This is a genomic window from Dictyobacter vulcani, from assembly GCF_008974265.1.
Lineage (GTDB): Bacteria > Chloroflexota > Ktedonobacteria > Ktedonobacterales > Ktedonobacteraceae > Dictyobacter > Dictyobacter vulcani.
In genome coordinates this window covers 3,688,533-3,703,825 of record NZ_BKZW01000001.1, presented here as the reverse complement: position 1 = coordinate 3,703,825, position 15,293 = coordinate 3,688,533, and the positions used below count along the sequence as shown (strand labels likewise).

General features: G+C 49.3%; 12 protein-coding genes, 1 tRNA gene and 1 pseudogene. 5 read left to right on the top strand and 9 right to left on the bottom strand.

Annotated features, from left to right (window positions below):
• Window positions 1-3: 3 nt before the first annotated feature.
• Complete coding sequence (locus tag KDW_RS15670; RefSeq protein WP_151756822.1) at window positions 4-312, top strand: SRPBCC family protein; 309 nt, start codon at window positions 4-6, stop codon at window positions 310-312.
• A 95-nt stretch (window positions 313-407) separates the two neighbouring features.
• Here the strand turns inward: KDW_RS15670 and KDW_RS15665 are convergent, their stop codons facing one another.
• Complete coding sequence (locus KDW_RS15665) at window positions 408-1,451, bottom strand: RNA polymerase subunit sigma-70 (protein WP_162005273.1); 1,044 nt, start codon at window positions 1,449-1,451, stop codon at window positions 408-410.
• A 271-nt stretch (window positions 1,452-1,722) separates the two neighbouring features.
• Window positions 1,723-1,995, bottom strand: coding sequence for a hypothetical protein (locus tag KDW_RS15660; RefSeq protein WP_151756820.1), 273 nt, complete (start codon window positions 1,993-1,995; stop codon window positions 1,723-1,725).
• 265 nt (window positions 1,996-2,260) lie between these two features.
• Here KDW_RS15660 and KDW_RS15655 point away from each other — a divergent pair, with 265 nt between their 5' ends.
• Window positions 2,261-3,394: a tyrosine-type recombinase/integrase gene (locus KDW_RS15655; RefSeq protein WP_151756819.1), complete on the top strand. Its 1,134-nt coding sequence runs from the start codon at window positions 2,261-2,263 to the stop codon at window positions 3,392-3,394.
• Window positions 3,395-3,494: 100 nt separating this feature from the next.
• Here the strand turns inward: KDW_RS15655 and KDW_RS15650 are convergent.
• The 5 genes from KDW_RS15650 to KDW_RS35920 form a co-directional block, all read right to left on the bottom strand.
• Window positions 3,495-3,604, bottom strand: a tRNA-OTHER gene (locus KDW_RS15650).
• Window positions 3,605-3,967: 363 nt separating this feature from the next.
• Window positions 3,968-4,387 (bottom strand): hypothetical protein, encoded by a 420-nt coding sequence (locus KDW_RS32830; RefSeq protein ID WP_198925281.1) that lies wholly within the window; start codon window positions 4,385-4,387, stop codon window positions 3,968-3,970.
• Window positions 4,388-4,747: 360 nt separating this feature from the next.
• A complete protein-coding gene (locus KDW_RS15640) occupies window positions 4,748-10,603 on the bottom strand; it encodes an RHS repeat-associated core domain-containing protein (RefSeq protein ID WP_151756818.1) in 5,856 nt (1,951 codons plus the stop codon).
• Between the two features lie 41 nt (window positions 10,604-10,644).
• Window positions 10,645-12,018 (bottom strand): hypothetical protein, encoded by a 1,374-nt coding sequence (locus tag KDW_RS15635; RefSeq protein ID WP_162005272.1) that lies wholly within the window; start codon window positions 12,016-12,018, stop codon window positions 10,645-10,647.
• 962 nt (window positions 12,019-12,980) lie between these two features.
• A complete protein-coding gene (locus KDW_RS35920) occupies window positions 12,981-13,151 on the bottom strand; it encodes a transposase (RefSeq protein ID WP_151756816.1) in 171 nt (56 codons plus the stop codon).
• Between the two features lie 331 nt (window positions 13,152-13,482).
• On the opposite strand from KDW_RS35920, the gene KDW_RS15625 reads away from it, so the two are divergent.
• The 3 genes and pseudogenes from KDW_RS15625 to KDW_RS35585 form a co-directional block, all read left to right on the top strand.
• Window positions 13,483-13,989 carry a tyrosine-type recombinase/integrase gene (locus tag KDW_RS15625; RefSeq protein ID WP_162005271.1) on the top strand — a complete coding sequence of 169 codons (507 nt, stop codon included), beginning with the start codon at window positions 13,483-13,485 and terminating at the stop codon, window positions 13,987-13,989.
• Entirely contained in the window at window positions 13,986-14,450 is a 465-nt protein-coding gene (locus KDW_RS15620) for a tyrosine-type recombinase/integrase (RefSeq protein ID WP_151756814.1), read from the top strand. The genes KDW_RS15625 and KDW_RS15620 overlap by 4 nt, the downstream gene beginning before the upstream one ends.
• A pseudogene (locus KDW_RS35585) lies at window positions 14,437-14,505 on the top strand (site-specific integrase); the annotation flags it as partial. The gene KDW_RS15620 and the pseudogene KDW_RS35585, both read left to right, overlap by 14 nt.
• A gap of 34 nt (window positions 14,506-14,539) precedes the next feature.
• On the opposite strand, the gene KDW_RS33865 reads toward KDW_RS35585, so the two are convergent.
• Both KDW_RS33865 and KDW_RS15605 read right to left on the bottom strand, forming a co-directional pair.
• Entirely contained in the window at window positions 14,540-14,983 is a 444-nt protein-coding gene (locus tag KDW_RS33865; protein WP_151756813.1) for an AHH domain-containing protein, read from the bottom strand.
• A 9-nt stretch (window positions 14,984-14,992) separates the two neighbouring features.
• The gene (locus KDW_RS15605; RefSeq protein ID WP_162005270.1) at window positions 14,993-15,142 is read right to left on the bottom strand and encodes a hypothetical protein; all 150 of its coding nucleotides are present in this window, start codon (window positions 15,140-15,142) and stop codon (window positions 14,993-14,995) included.
• Between the last annotated feature and the right edge of the window lie 151 nt (window positions 15,143-15,293).

The following is a 15,293-nucleotide window of genomic DNA, read 5'->3' as shown; positions in this document are numbered from 1 at the left end:
TGAATGATTAACTCTCTCACCGAAGTTCGCTTTGAGAATGGAGGGGTCTTTCAGATGGAGATTACCGACCTCGAAGTCGGAAAGAAAGTGCATTGGAGAGTGAGGCTTTCTCCCCATGATTGGGAGGGGTCCACGATCACCTGGGCTCTCACGCCAATCTCGAATGGGACCAGACTGCTCTTTGGTCAGCATGATCTCTTCGTGGGTTCCACTGGTTATAGCGTTGTGGAGACGTGCTCAGGCTGGGAATACTTCCTGCCGAGCCTGAAGTCCTACCTTGAGACTGGAAAAGGCATTCCCTATGTCTATTAGCACAGAGGAGGTACCCAATTCATAAGCCATCTTCCTATCACGCGCCGCCAGCATGCTGTCGCCTCTGAGGAAGCAGATCCGAAGCCTCGAAGTGGTCAAGAACCGCTCTTCGCCTCAATTACCAATGAGGAAGGCAAGGTAGATGGGAGAGCAAAGGACGAGAGGCTCTCCAGGTCTAGGAACACAACGAGGCTGGCAATCTGGTCTCCATCCACACTCAGGACCACGAGGCCAATCAGTTCAAAGACCTGTACTCCGGCCTCCCGTTGGTAGAGCCCGAAAGCCGGGCACCCATTGGCGTACACGGGCAGCAGGCGTCGTTGCCTACCGGCTGTGAAGATGTAGGTCGCGAGCATTGTGGCAATGGCCGCTCGTCCCTGGAACCAGGCGGGACGCGGCGGCATGGTAAACCAGGCATCCTCTCGCAGTAGCGCCACGAAGCCGGGGATATCAGCTTGTTCCCACAGGGTGACATAGCGGTCAAGAAGTTCCTGGATGCTCTGGCGAGGCGGAGCCATTGGGGCCTGACTTGCGAGGTTGCGCTGCTGCATAGCACGTCGGGCCCGCTGCAAAGCAGAATTGACGGCGGGAACCGAGAGGTTGAGCCATTCGGCCACTTCGCGAGCTTCCCAAGAGAGCACCTCGCGCAAGAGCAGAACGGCCCGCTGCGTTGGCGTTAAGTGCTGGAGTGCAATCAGGAAAGCCAGAGTGGTTTGTTCGTGGCGCTCTGCACGGTCTTGCGGATCGCTGCGCTGATCAGCAAGCACATCATCGGGGAATGGCTCCAGCCAGATCGGCTCCCGTAGGTGTGGCGGCACAGGGCCACTGGGATGGCTCATTGGGTGAGTTTCTGGTGGCAAGAACCGTCGAGGGGCGCTCCTGAGTCTATCCAGGCAGAGATTGGTGGCGATACGATACAACCAGCCGCGATATGCTCCCGGATTCGTGAGAGCCGTGTGTTTCTCCCACGCGCGCAGCAAGGTTTCTTGCACGAGGTCTTCAGCATCATGGAACGAGCCCAGCATCCGATAACAATGCACGAGCAGTTCACGCTGGTATGTGTCCACCAGGGCCTCGAATGCCTTCTGATCGCCCTTCTGAGCGGCAAACACCAGCGCGATTTGGGTTGGCGTCTCCATTGCAGTACCTCTCCTTTTGACACAACTCATCCAGAGAAAAATGAGCAAAAACTCCAGCTTCTTCCAACCGGTAGGGTAGAGCACTTATGCGTCGGAAAGTTTCCAGGCGATTTCTTGCTTCACCAACGCGATCCTCGATTTGGGGAATTCATTTTTTTCGACCCGAAAAATAAGAAAAGGCATATTTCATCCTTTTCCATTATTGCGAAGCTTACATGATTATCAAGCGTTTATCAATCCCGCATCTACAAGTACTAACTTCCATATATTTTCAAGATGAAGATGCCTGAACTCTTGTTCGAAAAATGGCATATCCAATAACGCGCACCTTGAGCATACCCATAATATCATTCCACTCCATATCATTCGTCATACCGTCTCGGCGAGATACTTGATAGTACCAGTGGAGCTTAAAAAGGATCATTTCATAAACGGAGGCAACGCGAACATCAGTATGTTGTTCATCTAGCATGAGTGTGCGAATCTCTTGGGGCTGAGATAAGGAGAATGTTTCACGATTTTTCACAACCACATCAATTTTCACCGGCGTATCCAATATACTCTATTATTCGAGACACACAAAAACACATGAATTTTATGTTGCTTTACCAGGGTAACAACTGGGATCGAAGTATAAAGTCTGGTCAACATGGCGCGTATCATGTATTATAGTTTGGAGCTCGTAATAGATCTGGTAGACGGTAGTGGATCAAGGTAGAGGCAGATTCAGTGATGAAGCCACTCCTTGCTCACACAAACACATCCCCTGACATTTGCCGAACACGAGAAAGAAAGGATCCATACACGCTATGGGTAAACGAGCAAACGGTGAAGGGACCGTCTACCAACGAAAAGATGGACGATGGGTGGCCACCATCTCCTTAGACAATGGCCAGCGGAAATATTCCTACTTTGCGACACAGAAAGAGGCTGTGAAGGCCATCAGAGAGGCGCACAAACTACGGGATCAAGGCATAATTCTGGCGGGCAAAGATCAGACGGTTGCCTTTTTTCTGGAGACCTGGCTTCAGGATACCGCGCAGCCGCGCTTGCGTCCAAAGACCTATATTCGCTATCGACAATATGTCTATCGGCAAATCATTCCTGCCCTGGGCAATATCAAGCTCCAGCAGTTGATGCCCCAGCATTTGCAGAAGCTGTACAATGGGGAACTACGAAAGGGATACTCCCCGCAAACGGTGAAGCATGTCCATCGCGTGCTGCATCGGGCATTACATGATGCGCTCCGCTGGGGATTGGTTGCGCGCAATGTGTGTGATGCGGTGGATGCCCCACGCGTGCCCAGAAAAGAGATGCAGGTTCTCAATGCGGAACAGGCCAAACATTTCTTGTACACTGCACAGGGAGATCCTCTGGAAGCGCTCTATGTTCTGGCATTGACGACGGGCATGCGCCAGGGTGAGCTGCTGGGACTCAAATGGGAAGACCTCTCCTTTGAGACCAAACGGCTCCAGGTCAAGCGCACGATCGCTCGCATTGGCAAGCAGGGCTTTGTCGTCGATGAACCCAAAACAGTGAAAAGCAGGCGCAACATCTCACTCACAGACCTTGCGCTTGAGTCCTTGAAACGCCATAAGGTTCGTCAGCATGAGCTTCGTCTGAAAGCCGGAGCCGATTGGATGGAGCAGGGCTGGGTGTTTTGCAATCAGCGTGGCAAACCATGGGAGACTGGAAATCTCCTACGACGCTCATTTAAACCGCTGTTGAATAAAGCCGGGCTGCCAGATATCCGCTTCCACGATCTGCGGCATAGCGCCGCGACGTTACTGCTGACGATGGATGTGCATCCAAAGATTGTGCAAGAACTACTGGGGCACAGCAATATCAGCATGACACTGGATACCTATTCGCATGTATTGCCATCCCTGCAGGAGCAAGCAGTCACACGCTTAAACAGTTTATTCACGAACACGGGGTGCTAAATATCCGTTGATGTCACGGTTGATGTCAGCGAGGGATTGTACAGGGACCGGGCATGGGTCAAAAAGCAAAGAACCCGCCTGAGAGGCGGATTCAGAGTAATGCGCCCAGAGGGATTCGAACCCCCGACACTCGGTTCCGAAGACCGTAAAGAAGAGGTAAAAATCTCTCTACCAATGTCTACAGACATATGTTTACGCTCAAATAAGCGCCTCCTCTGCTTCTGGCTTGGCTATGATTGTCTATTGTTGACTACTTGCCTGGATGTCAACAAAATGTCAAAAAGTCCACCGTTGTCGATGCTTATATAAGCTCGAAAAATACCGCTCTGGCTTGTTTTTTAGCACAAGATTTTGAGCAATGTAGGCCCCTGAGACAAAAATTAAAAGTAGAGAGCTGGCTGATACAACGTTACACGCATCAAAAGACTGGTACTTTCCCTTAGTTGAGATTCTAAAGAGTGTACGGTATGGAGTGCAGAACTTAAAACAAGAGAGGGGGTTCTTCTTCCAGGCGGGAACGGCCTTCAAAAGCCGAAGCGCCTGGCTGAGCATTCCTCACCTTGGGTAAAATTATTAAATTGGTTCCCTCGGGCTGGTAAATGGCTTCAAATTATTAAACTCCCTAGGCTCTTCTCTAATACCTCCAAACAAGAAACGGCCATTTCTCAGCAATGCCCATGCCTGCCTTCCATCATCTAAATTTTTCAAGTATACTTCGTTCCCTGCTACATCTTTGCCTCTCTTATTTCTCTCGTCAGTAATCAGCAACTCTACTATTCGTCTGGCTTCTTTATCTTCAGCTAATAAAACTTCTTGAACACAGTACATCCAATCATACCAAGCTGCGGGGTCTCCTGTTGTATCACCATCCCAAATATTTGTATCCAAATCCCCCAGCAATGAAGCAATATCTTCTGAATTAATTCGCTGGCCATAGGAATCTAAATACAATATCATTACTTGAAATGCCTGTTTGATGGTCATTTTTTCCATATAACACCTAAATTTTCCATTGAAAGTCTTAATCTTACACTCACGAATTAATAAATATTATAACTATTCAGGTACACTAGATACCATTTTGAGCTCAAAATTGTCAGATACTGATAAGCCAATAACCATTTTGATAGCAAAATTAATCACTTTTAGCTCCATTGATAAGCTTATGGCTACTATATGTTGTAGTCCCCATCTTTGATTCGTCAAAATGTGCTCCTGAATAGTAACGTATAATTCTGGAACGCCCAATGATATGGAGAGTTCCAGAATTATACGTTACTATGTTTTGTCTATTTCTGCTTAATTGCTAAATAAATACCAATATAGCATGATCTCAATAATAAACTACAGGTATCAGGGCGTGATCATTTTAGAAAGCCCACTAACTGGATTATAAATGTGAGGTATATCATTTACACCTGCATTTCTAATCACGTTATTTCTAGCACTTACCCAAACCTGTTTACCTCCTTCAATTATTTTAGCATACCATTCGTTGCCGCGAGCGTCCGGTCCTAGATAGTTAGCAGCATCGTTAGTGGCATCTTCAAACATCTTTCTATTTTCTACTGTATCGTTTAATAGGTGGCCATCTGCATCTCGAAATATATGACCAGCATATTTGTCGACAAATTTACAAGGACCACCATCGTTATGCACGACCCACTGATTGGTGCCGACAGTATAGGTATGATCCTGGGTGACCGTCAGATTATACATGATCTGGCTGCCAGGTACACTTTTCCACCCAGTGACCACGCCGAGTTGTCCATTGGCTTCGACAATAGGCATTCCGAGACGCAGTTGTCCGACAGGGACAAAACCTTTGCCGGCCACGAGGAAGGGATGCTTCTTGTTGGTGTGGATGGTTTCGCTGCTCAGGTGTTTGGCCGGGGCCTGGGTGGAGATAGTGAGATCCACCAGGTCATTGTCTTTGGTAACGATGACATGCTGGATGGGTTCCAATTCCATCTTTTTGGTTTGGGTGTTATAGGCCCAGACCTGTTGCCCCACCTTCAGAGATCCAATGCTCTGGCTTCCTCCCGCAACCGCAACCGTGGTCGCAAAGGAGAAACTGAGACCGCACGCTGCCGCAGATTTCTCTAGCAGATCGACTCCACCGTGCTCGGCCAGTTCTTCTCCACCCTTCAAGGCCAAAGCACCCGCCCGCAGACCTTCGCCAATACCCATGAACATGGAGACGTCCATGCCCAGGTTCATCGCCAGGTCTCCGGCGGCGATCGTTTTATCCCACCAACCGGCATCATTGCTCGTGAGCGTGTGCCAGTCGTTGATCATGGAGGAAACACCCAGGAACAGGTCGAGTCCTTTGACGACAACATGCAGCCCCGTGGAGGCAATACTCTCATGATGGGTTGGCTTGGGAGCTGCATGGCTTCCAGTATGTTTACTCCCTCCATGCCCACCAGTACTGTGCTTCGTGCTACTATGTCCCCCCCCACTACTATGGCTTGCCCGGCTGCTATAGCCACCACATCCATAAACACAGGTAGAAGTGGCATAATTATTCCAGCTAAAACTGGCCCAGTTACTGCCATCCGTTTCGTAGACGGTCAATCGGTTGCCACCATTGCCATCCGATTCGTTGTTGGCAGAACTGCCATCATAACCTTCCATTCGATGGCCGGTTGGGTCCGTCGCGGTTTCAGGATTTCCGCTAACGTAGGCATAGGGATCGTTACCATTGCTATTGGTTACCACATCATCGGCACTGGTGAAACGACCACTTATCGGATCATAGTAGCGGGCATTGTAGTACAACAGCCCGGTCAGGCTATCGAGCCGTTGCCCGGTGAAATTGTAAGGTGTTGGCATCGTTCCATCGCTGTAACGCGTGGAGCCAAAGGGAGCGAACAGTTGCACCGCCTGGATGGTGCCGGTACTAGTGACAGCTACGCTGGTGCTACTAAGCAGATCAGGGAGCAGGTACGTCAGCGTACCGTCTTTGCGCATGGCGACGCGTTGCCCATCAGCCGCGTAGTACTTGGTGGTTGAGGTGGATGCTCCAGTGATGGAGACATCGGTCAGTCCATCAAAGGTGATGGTATCGGTAACGGTGCTCCCGGTACGGGTCCGCTCCAGCACGCGATTACCTGCATTATCGTAGAGGAACTGGTCATCGGCATCGGTGCCGTTGGGAGCGGTCCAGGTGTTGGGCCGACCCTCATTATCATAGGTTATTTTGGCACCCGTCTGGGTGCTATCGCAGCTATGATTGCTGGTCGTATCGACGTTCCGACACGTCATGTTGCCCATAGCATCATAACTGGCATATTGGTTGGGCATCTTACCTAGAGTTACGGCTCCATGCATGGGGAAGCCACCATAAGTGGTGGCGCCAGACGGGCCATTGGTCAGGCGATCAAGGGCATCATAGCTATAAGACTGCTGATAGGTTCCAATGGTCGTACCACTTGGGGCATTGCCACAATGATCCCCACCTGTTGGTGTCCCGCTATTGCCTGCCCACACCAGTCGGTTCAGATCATCGTAACAGAACGACTGTGAATCGGTCTGGAGAACGTTCCCCGTGGTTGACAGCGTGGTATTGACGCTGGTCACGTTGCCAACGTTATCATAGCCACGCATCTGACTCCAGAAAGTCCCGCCAGCACGTGTCGCACTGGTGGTTTGTGGGCGCTGAATTCCGTCGTAGCTCATCGCGGTGGAAAAGACCGCTGTGGGCGTCCCTGCCTTCGCACCTGATCCACCGAAGGCCATACCAGAGACGAGGCCACTATCGGTATACGACATCTGCCCGACCAGGAAGGAAACCGGATCAGGTGTCCCCGATGTCCCAAAGTAGGACGATTGGAGGTAGCCATTGGTATTAAACTGCGCACTTATGGTTTCATTGTCTGGGTAGACCAGGCTGGTGACCTGCCCCATATCATTGTAGGACATGTACGCCGTTTGCGTCGTGGTTTTGCCATCCACCGAGACAGATAATCCACGCATATCTTGCTGACCGCGCTGGTCATAGCCTGCACAGCGTGATCCAGAGCCTGGCGTCCCATTAAAGGTCTCAGCGACCCTTTGATCGATGGGATACGATGCAAATGATCCCGTTGGAGCGGTACAGGTCGTCGGGAAGGTGACTCCGGGATTACTACTGTTATCGTAACTATCATAGAAGTAGGTGGCGTAGGCTGAACTGTTACAAGGGCTGACAGAAGCACTTGTCGTGCCTTTACATAATGGGCGATCAAGCACATCGTAGCTGGTGTAGGTTGCCTGGCCACGCGGGTCTGTCTGACTAAGGATATTCCCATTGCCGTCATAGGTGAATTTCCAGGCAGTATCAGACGCGTTCTGACAATTGGGCGGCAAATAGGAAGCGCTACATGCGCCTGAGTCCGGATCGTTATAGCCAGTGTTACGCCCCAGCGCATTATACGTGGCGGAATAATACGCCTGGTTCTTCTGCGCTCCGTCTTCCGTCAGAACAGATGTCACATTGTTGGCGGTATCGTAATTTGTCTGAACCGTACGAACCACTGCATAGGTATTACCAGTCGTACCAGTGCCACTATATGCCTGCGTATACCGTGTGCGCCCCAACGCATCAGCAAATCCAATTGTCTGATGGTTGTAGGCATCCAACGTGATTGTTTGTTGAAACGGCGTCGCAGTATCATATTGGAAACTGGGAACACCTTGAGCCACGGTATAGATGATACTGCTACTGGTCACAATGGTTGTGGCATCACCGTAGGTCACCGAACCGAGTGGCCGATCAAGAGCGTCGTAGCTGGTGACGGTCCGTGCTTTCGTTAAATCAGGGGCAACGAAACCAGTTCCAGTAGGCACGCCATACGGCAAACTAGTCGTAGTGACACGTCCCATATTGTCATACAGGGTATAGGAGAGAATATCCTTGCCACTATTCGGGCTAGGAGTTCGTGTCTCCAGGAGATGCCCCAACCCATCGAACCATTGCCGTGCTGTCGTGGTTGCACCGCCAACAGTGGTGCGACGACTTGTATCGAGTTCAACACACGGTCCAGTACCACCATTGGTACAGCCATTATTATAGGTATAGGTAATTGTGGGAGCGCTTGTGCTATCTCCTGGTTCCACAGTGCCAATCAGGCGGCCAAGCTCATCATACTGATATGACATGGTTTGCCCGTTGGCGTTTGTCATACCCAAGAGCCACTGCCCATAACCGCCAGCCGCCGAACTAGCATCATAGGTGTTGGTCACCGTTTGATTCTTGGCGTTGGTCGCCTTGATAATATGCGTACCAAAACTATCAAAGGTGGCGCAGGAGGTGTACTGACTAGTCCCACTCGTGCACCCCAAGTGATTATCCCCATCAATAGCCGCGATCGCATCACCAGAGCTATTAAAAAGATGCTGCGTCGAGACCGATGACCCGGTACAATCCGTGGGCGAAAGGTAGCTTAATGTCTTCGTTAAAGCTGGAATTGTCGCGGGCGTGGTCGCAGAACTATTCGAGCCATAGAAATACTGCTCACACCCATAGAAATTGCTCTTACTATAATCAGTGTTATCACGTATCTGGGTCTGTTCGGGAAGAGCAGTCAGGTAGATCCCATTGGCTAGATTATCGTTGGGATAAAACGCTGTGTGCGTGACATTATGCCCGCTGACATCATTACCCGAAACATCTGTATCACTCAGGTTCCCATAATCGTAGCCCGCTATCTGATTGGGTCCCTGATTATCCGTGTCGTAATCATAGTTAACCTGCTTATGCACGACACGTGGATCAGTCATAAAGTGTGCAGTATCTGTTACTCCATCAATCTGGTAGTCATCTTCCTCCGTCATACGAGAATCACAAACCACCACCGGATTGTTCTCGTCCAACGCGCTACTCAGGTATTGATCGCCAACGTTATTGGGTGGTCCCAACGTAATCGAGCTATCTAGCACTTGACTATGCGCGACTCCCGCTGGAGGACAATTCATGGAGTAGAACCAGTTCGTCACCGAGAGTACTTTGGAATCGGAGGTATAAACCTGGACGGTCTTTTCCTTGCCCGCCATACCAACATCAGGATTCCAGTACGGAACCACAGCACATTGCATGCCATTTTTGCGATAGCAGGTAATGCCGCTTTCCGCTACACCCCAACCAGGGGATGAATAGAAGAAATGGTTTTTGAACGATGCATCTGGCAAAAATTCCAGCGTGGAGGCAAAACTGGAAAACTGGCCGTTATAAAAATCGGCGTAGTCGCCATCGTTGATATTGCCCCAGGTGAAGCCGCTGCTACAGTTGGAACAGAACCCATTCTGCCAGCCAGTACGAAGCGAGTACTGATATTTCCAGGTACCAGATACATTAGTATTGGTGACCGACATGCGTTGTTGCACAACGATACGGCTCCACTGATTATCGTCCGCCTGGCCGCAGAGGTTCGTCGATGTCTCCTGACCATCGCAGGTAAACGTATCATTGAGCGTCTCATTCGAGGTATCTACACCATGGGTGTTGGCACGCGCTTCCTTCCACGTAATCGCTTCATGCCAACCACGGCCATTGTCAAAGACCGAAATATAGCGCCCATTATAACTTTGTGACCAGAGATAACACTGTCCACTCGAATTCTTAGGAGACCAGGAAGCGCCACAGTTTGTTGTCGGCGTCGCCGTCATCCCAAGGTCTTCATAATGCTGGATGCCCGAGACATAGGAAACATTAAGGACAGGCGAATTGAGGCTATGTCCTTGATCACCCTGCTCCTGAACCTGGGTAAGGTCTAAATAGCCAGCCGCACTTTCTTGTTTTCCTGTCAGAGGATCGGTGATCTTTTGTGGCGGCGTTTGCTCATAGGAAAAGACATACTTCTGGAGCGTATGTCCCTGAATTTGCACCTGCATATCGTTCAAGACATAGGCATCGACAGCAGAGGCAATAGGAAGTCCTCCTGAACTAGAAAGGTCCACCGGGTCATCACAGCGAAAGCCGGTATTTGTCCAGTTGGCGCAGCCACCCGATGTGTTCGTAAGCTGATTCACCTTGGTACTGGCATCGAAAACCAGTGTGACTTTCGGATTCCAGGTGCTGCAAGCAGCGGTGGCGCCGTTAAAGCTCGTCTGATGGCAAGTTGGGTCGTCATATTCAATGGAGGATACGACCGCATCACGAATCACACTTGACGATGGATGGATCTGCTGATAATGCACATGGATCTGGTTACCATACCGGTCCACCATTAAATTGAGGTCCCACCGATATTGCACCGAGGTCCCATTGATCACTGCAGATTGGCGTGAATCATTCGTGCAACCGAATTCTTGCTGTTCGCCATTGGCGAGCCAGACATGCCAGCACGGTTGTCCGCCAAAATTGACTTCCTGAATTTTGGTATGGCTCTCGGGGCCGAATGCCAGAGGTATTGCCCAGGCAATGTTGTGATATCTGGCTTGTAGGTAGGAATCGTTGAAGCATCAATGTCCGGAGGAATAAGCTGCCCACTTGCACCACCGGGATCATTAATTGTCCAGACATTTTCCAGCCGATTGGTTGAACCAGGAGTCACGTTCAGCTGACTCCAACTTATCGAGCCAAGACTCAAGGACCACCCTTCACCTACCCAAGGCGCGGCTGCCTGCACATTGTGGGTTTCATTAACAGCGCTACTTGAGTAAGAAAGATCGACCGGAGGAGTAAAGCCCCCCGGGCCAACCGGCACCGAAAGCGGATAACTATATTCCAGGCTACCGGAACTAAGCGAAACGCCCAGTTCTGAAGCCGTGCCCCATGATGCCTGAGGAGCAGCAGTGCTAAAGGTCACCGTACTGCTCGCTGCCGCCGCTGTCATCAGAGCATTAGCTTTGGCTGTATTTGCTCCAACAGTGGGAGCAGGAGCCAGGCTTACCTCTTGCGGAGTCAGAGAGGTAGAAACGCTCCATGTCTCTTTCGCTACATCTTTTCTAGTTTTCATCAAGCGAGGAGACCGAATGGTTTGTCTAGCAGTTGCAAGGCGAGCCATGGGATCACTGGAAGAAGGGACTGACGCAGCAGCACCTTGCACGTTATCAGTTGCCCCATTCCACAGTGCATACACCTCCTGGTTATCCCACACCAATCCTTTTTGTCCTGTAAGCAGGTGATACTGCAAAGACAGAGGTTGAGCCAGGCGCAACGTGGTAAGCAGTTTGCCAGCAGCATCAACCAAGCGCAATTGATACGTACCAAGAATGATGTGACCACCTGCCGCACCGCCAGAAAACCCACTCATCTGATCCACATGTAACGTAATGGTGCCACCCGCTGCTTGCACCTGGCTAGCAGAGACGGTTCCAGCGGGAATATCAATACTCAGTTGTTTATCTGTACTCAGGAAATGCTGCGCAGCCGGTGTAAGATGCAGCGTTTCCGAAAAAAGATGTTGCGCATTTCCATGCACAATAGGAACCGGTTTAGGATCAGGGTGTCCAGTCACATGAAGGCCAGACGCAACCGATTGTTTAACTGGCGGTGGTTTTAACCAACTAGGTGGTGTCAAAACAGGATTCGGGTTTTTACGTGGTGTAGCATAAGCAGGTTGTGCAAGAGAACCGACACCTAGCTCTGCAAATAGAAAGAGACAAACAAAAATACAATAGAAAATACGCCATTTAGGCATACGCACCTGCCTTTGGTGAAAATAGGCAGGTTTCCTTAATAGAGGGGGAGTGTCACAGTCAGGCATCCGGATATATCCAATCCTTTAGGAGCATCCATGGAAAAATAACGTACAGCTTACATATGGGTCCATAAACAATGTTTCAAACTTAAGATGAATTTCATTAAAAAACATACTAAATTAACCGTGTAAGGGTACGTGCCATGAATAAATAAACATAGGTTAAATCAAATATTTCAACCCGAAGGAATAATACTATAAAAAATATTAGAAAGCAATAAGTTTTTAAGAAAAATTAGAACGAGACAAAAAGAGAAAAGTATCGAAATTAGAAAGAAGCACTTCGTTTACAGCTAAGCCTGTCCATACATCCAGAGAGGCGAAAACCATGGTAAAACAGAAAAAATGTAATAGATTTAAATTTCTCATCATACCATAATATGTATTCAACAAACTTAATCTATTATTCTATAATAGAAGATGAGGATGAAAGGAAGGTTCACCTATGTCTTCGGGTGATTAACTATACTTCATAGCGTATATCGAGCCTCAACCTGCCACAAGCTCATGGTATCAAAACGTACTATATCAGCTCTGGCGTTATGGCTTGAGTTACAGTTCTGGGAAGGGCCTGGCAAGAAGAATTACAACACTGACCTCACTTCTTCACCATAGGCACGGAAAGTCATGATTACTATCCTGAACGGACGCTTGCTCAGTGGATTGAACAACTAGACGCAAGCGCCTCATGCACGCTGAGTGTCTATGATAAAGGTTTTGAGTCACTCCTGACACTCCAACCCCAGGCCAATCTCACCACGAAAAGACCAAACCCACTGACAACATCGGAGAAGATCAAGATTGAGCTTGAACCACTTTTGACACTGCTGGGCAAACTGCCTCAGGCAGCCCTGTAGAGCCTCTCAAAAGCTGAAATGTGGGTAGGAGCAAGTGGGTTGCCATCAAGCCAGTCGACAGGACAAACCAGATTGATCGCCGTAGCTAATGGCCAGGGGCTGTACATGTGTTTTCGGCAAGCCCACATACCGAGATCGGCGCAGGTCAAAGGTCCGCACCCCCTGCGAAATGGTTGCCTCAATCCCAGCCCGCAGAGCATATCTCGGTTGGAACATTTCGCTACGCTGCCGCTATCGTGCAGCTTGGAGCGCGGCATGTTGAGCCTGTGATCTGATAACGAGTGTTCGACGTGGGTATCGGCTCATGGGACGAACACAATCGCACAAACGGCAATCAGTGGTGGAAAACTGGATCTTGATCAGGTCAGGATGGCTCTTGCGGCTGAGCCAGCTCCAACTGGTATTCGTTTTTCCCTTATCCTATGCCAGCTTTTCTTGTCACAAGGCGGGCAAATAATCCATGCATTTGTATTTACAAATATAACAAAAGAAGTAGGACATGCTTAAGGCTTTTGTAAACTGGGGCAAAACAGAAAGGATAGTTCCCATGAAACGACGAGCACAGGGAGAGGGCAGTATCTACCACCGTAAAGATGGACGATGGGTCACAACGGTTTACCTGGAGAATGGCAAACGCAAATACCTCTATCTACATTCTCAGGAGGAGGCTGTCAGAGCCCTTCAACTCGCCAATCAAGCCAAAATGCAAGGTAATCTGACCAACACTCACAACGAAACCGTCGAAATGTTTTTCCTGGACTGGTTACGCTTTCGCTTACAGCCTCGCGTCCGAGAACGAACCTATCAAGCTTATCACGACCTCATTGTCAAACATATTCTTCCCACCATTGGACCAATCAAACTGCAAAAACTCACCCCCATGCAGATCCAACAGCTCTATGATCTCAAACGGCAACAGCAGTATTCACCCCAGACGATTTTGAATATCCATAAGCTCCTGCGTCGTGTGCTCGAGAACGCTGTCTATCTGCATCACGTCCAATACAATGTCTGCCACAAAGTCCATCCCCCTCGTCAACCAAAGGGCATATGATTGCCAAAGCGCTCTCGATCGCTGAAGCCAAACGCTTTCTCGCAGCAGCAAAAGGTGACGAGTTGGAAGCCTTATATGTTCTGGCTATCACGACAGGGATGCGCCAGGGAGAACTCTTAGCGCTCACGTGGGACGACATTGACTTCACCACGGGGAAGCTTCAGGCTCGTCGTTCGCTCAATCGTTCTTCACAAAAACAGTCAGGAGGAATTACTTCAGAACTCAAGACCGTTTTCAGCCGACGTTGTATCCAGTTAACGCCCATCGCACTCGATGCTCTCCAACGCCACGGCTTGCAACAGAAACATCTTCAAGAGGAGACAAAAAGAGAAAACGGAGAAGGACACTGGGTCTTTTGCAACCCCAACGGGAAACCATTGCATGTGAGTAATCTTATCCGCAGATCATTTCGGCCATTATTAGAAAAAGCAAGTATCCCACCCACCTATTCGTTTTCATGATCTGCGACATACCACAGCCACGCTCCTTCTTTCTCTGGGAACCCATCCGAAAATTGTGCAGGAATTGCTTGGACATAGCCAGATCATTGTCACACTGGAAATTTATTCACACATCCTTCCTCCTCTGCAAGAGGAAGCCATGCTTCAATTTCATGCCATGTTGACAGCACCCGGCCTCTCCTGGCGGTCATTTCTGCGGTCAAGGAACACGAGCGCCTCATCCCATCAATGTAGAAAAAGCCTGGCAAACGGCTTCTCAGGCTTCTTTCTCGCTGTGAGATTTTAGGGAATGGACGACGCTGATCATCGAAATTAAAAAACTTCCGCGTAATATAAGCATTATATTGTGCATGAGGCCCTCTATGATATACGATACCTCGCGCAAGCGCATCAGTCGGATTATCGGCAATAGCAACGCCATTTGCAGCTCCATCAAAATCAACACCTTGACTTACTGCTGCTTGAACAGTAGCACCGCCTTCTAATGCTCGTGGAATTAAGTGGAAAGCTTTCTCATTTGCTTGAGCGTTCACAGACCCACGTCATCGAGCACAATTCGCATTATGCACAATCCATTGGTTGCGACCAACGATATAAGTATGATCCTGGGTGACTGTCAGATTATACATGATCTGGCTACCAGGCACGCTCTTCCAGCCGGTGACGATATCGAGTTGGCCATTGGTTTTCACGATAGACATTCCGGGACGCAGTTGTCCGACAGGAACAAATAATACAGAACCCTTAAAGATATATTAAGGGTTCTGTATTATTTTATATTTATCTATCGCTTGTATTTCGTAAATTATTTGTTAAAATGTATTCTGTGCAATAAAAAAGAAT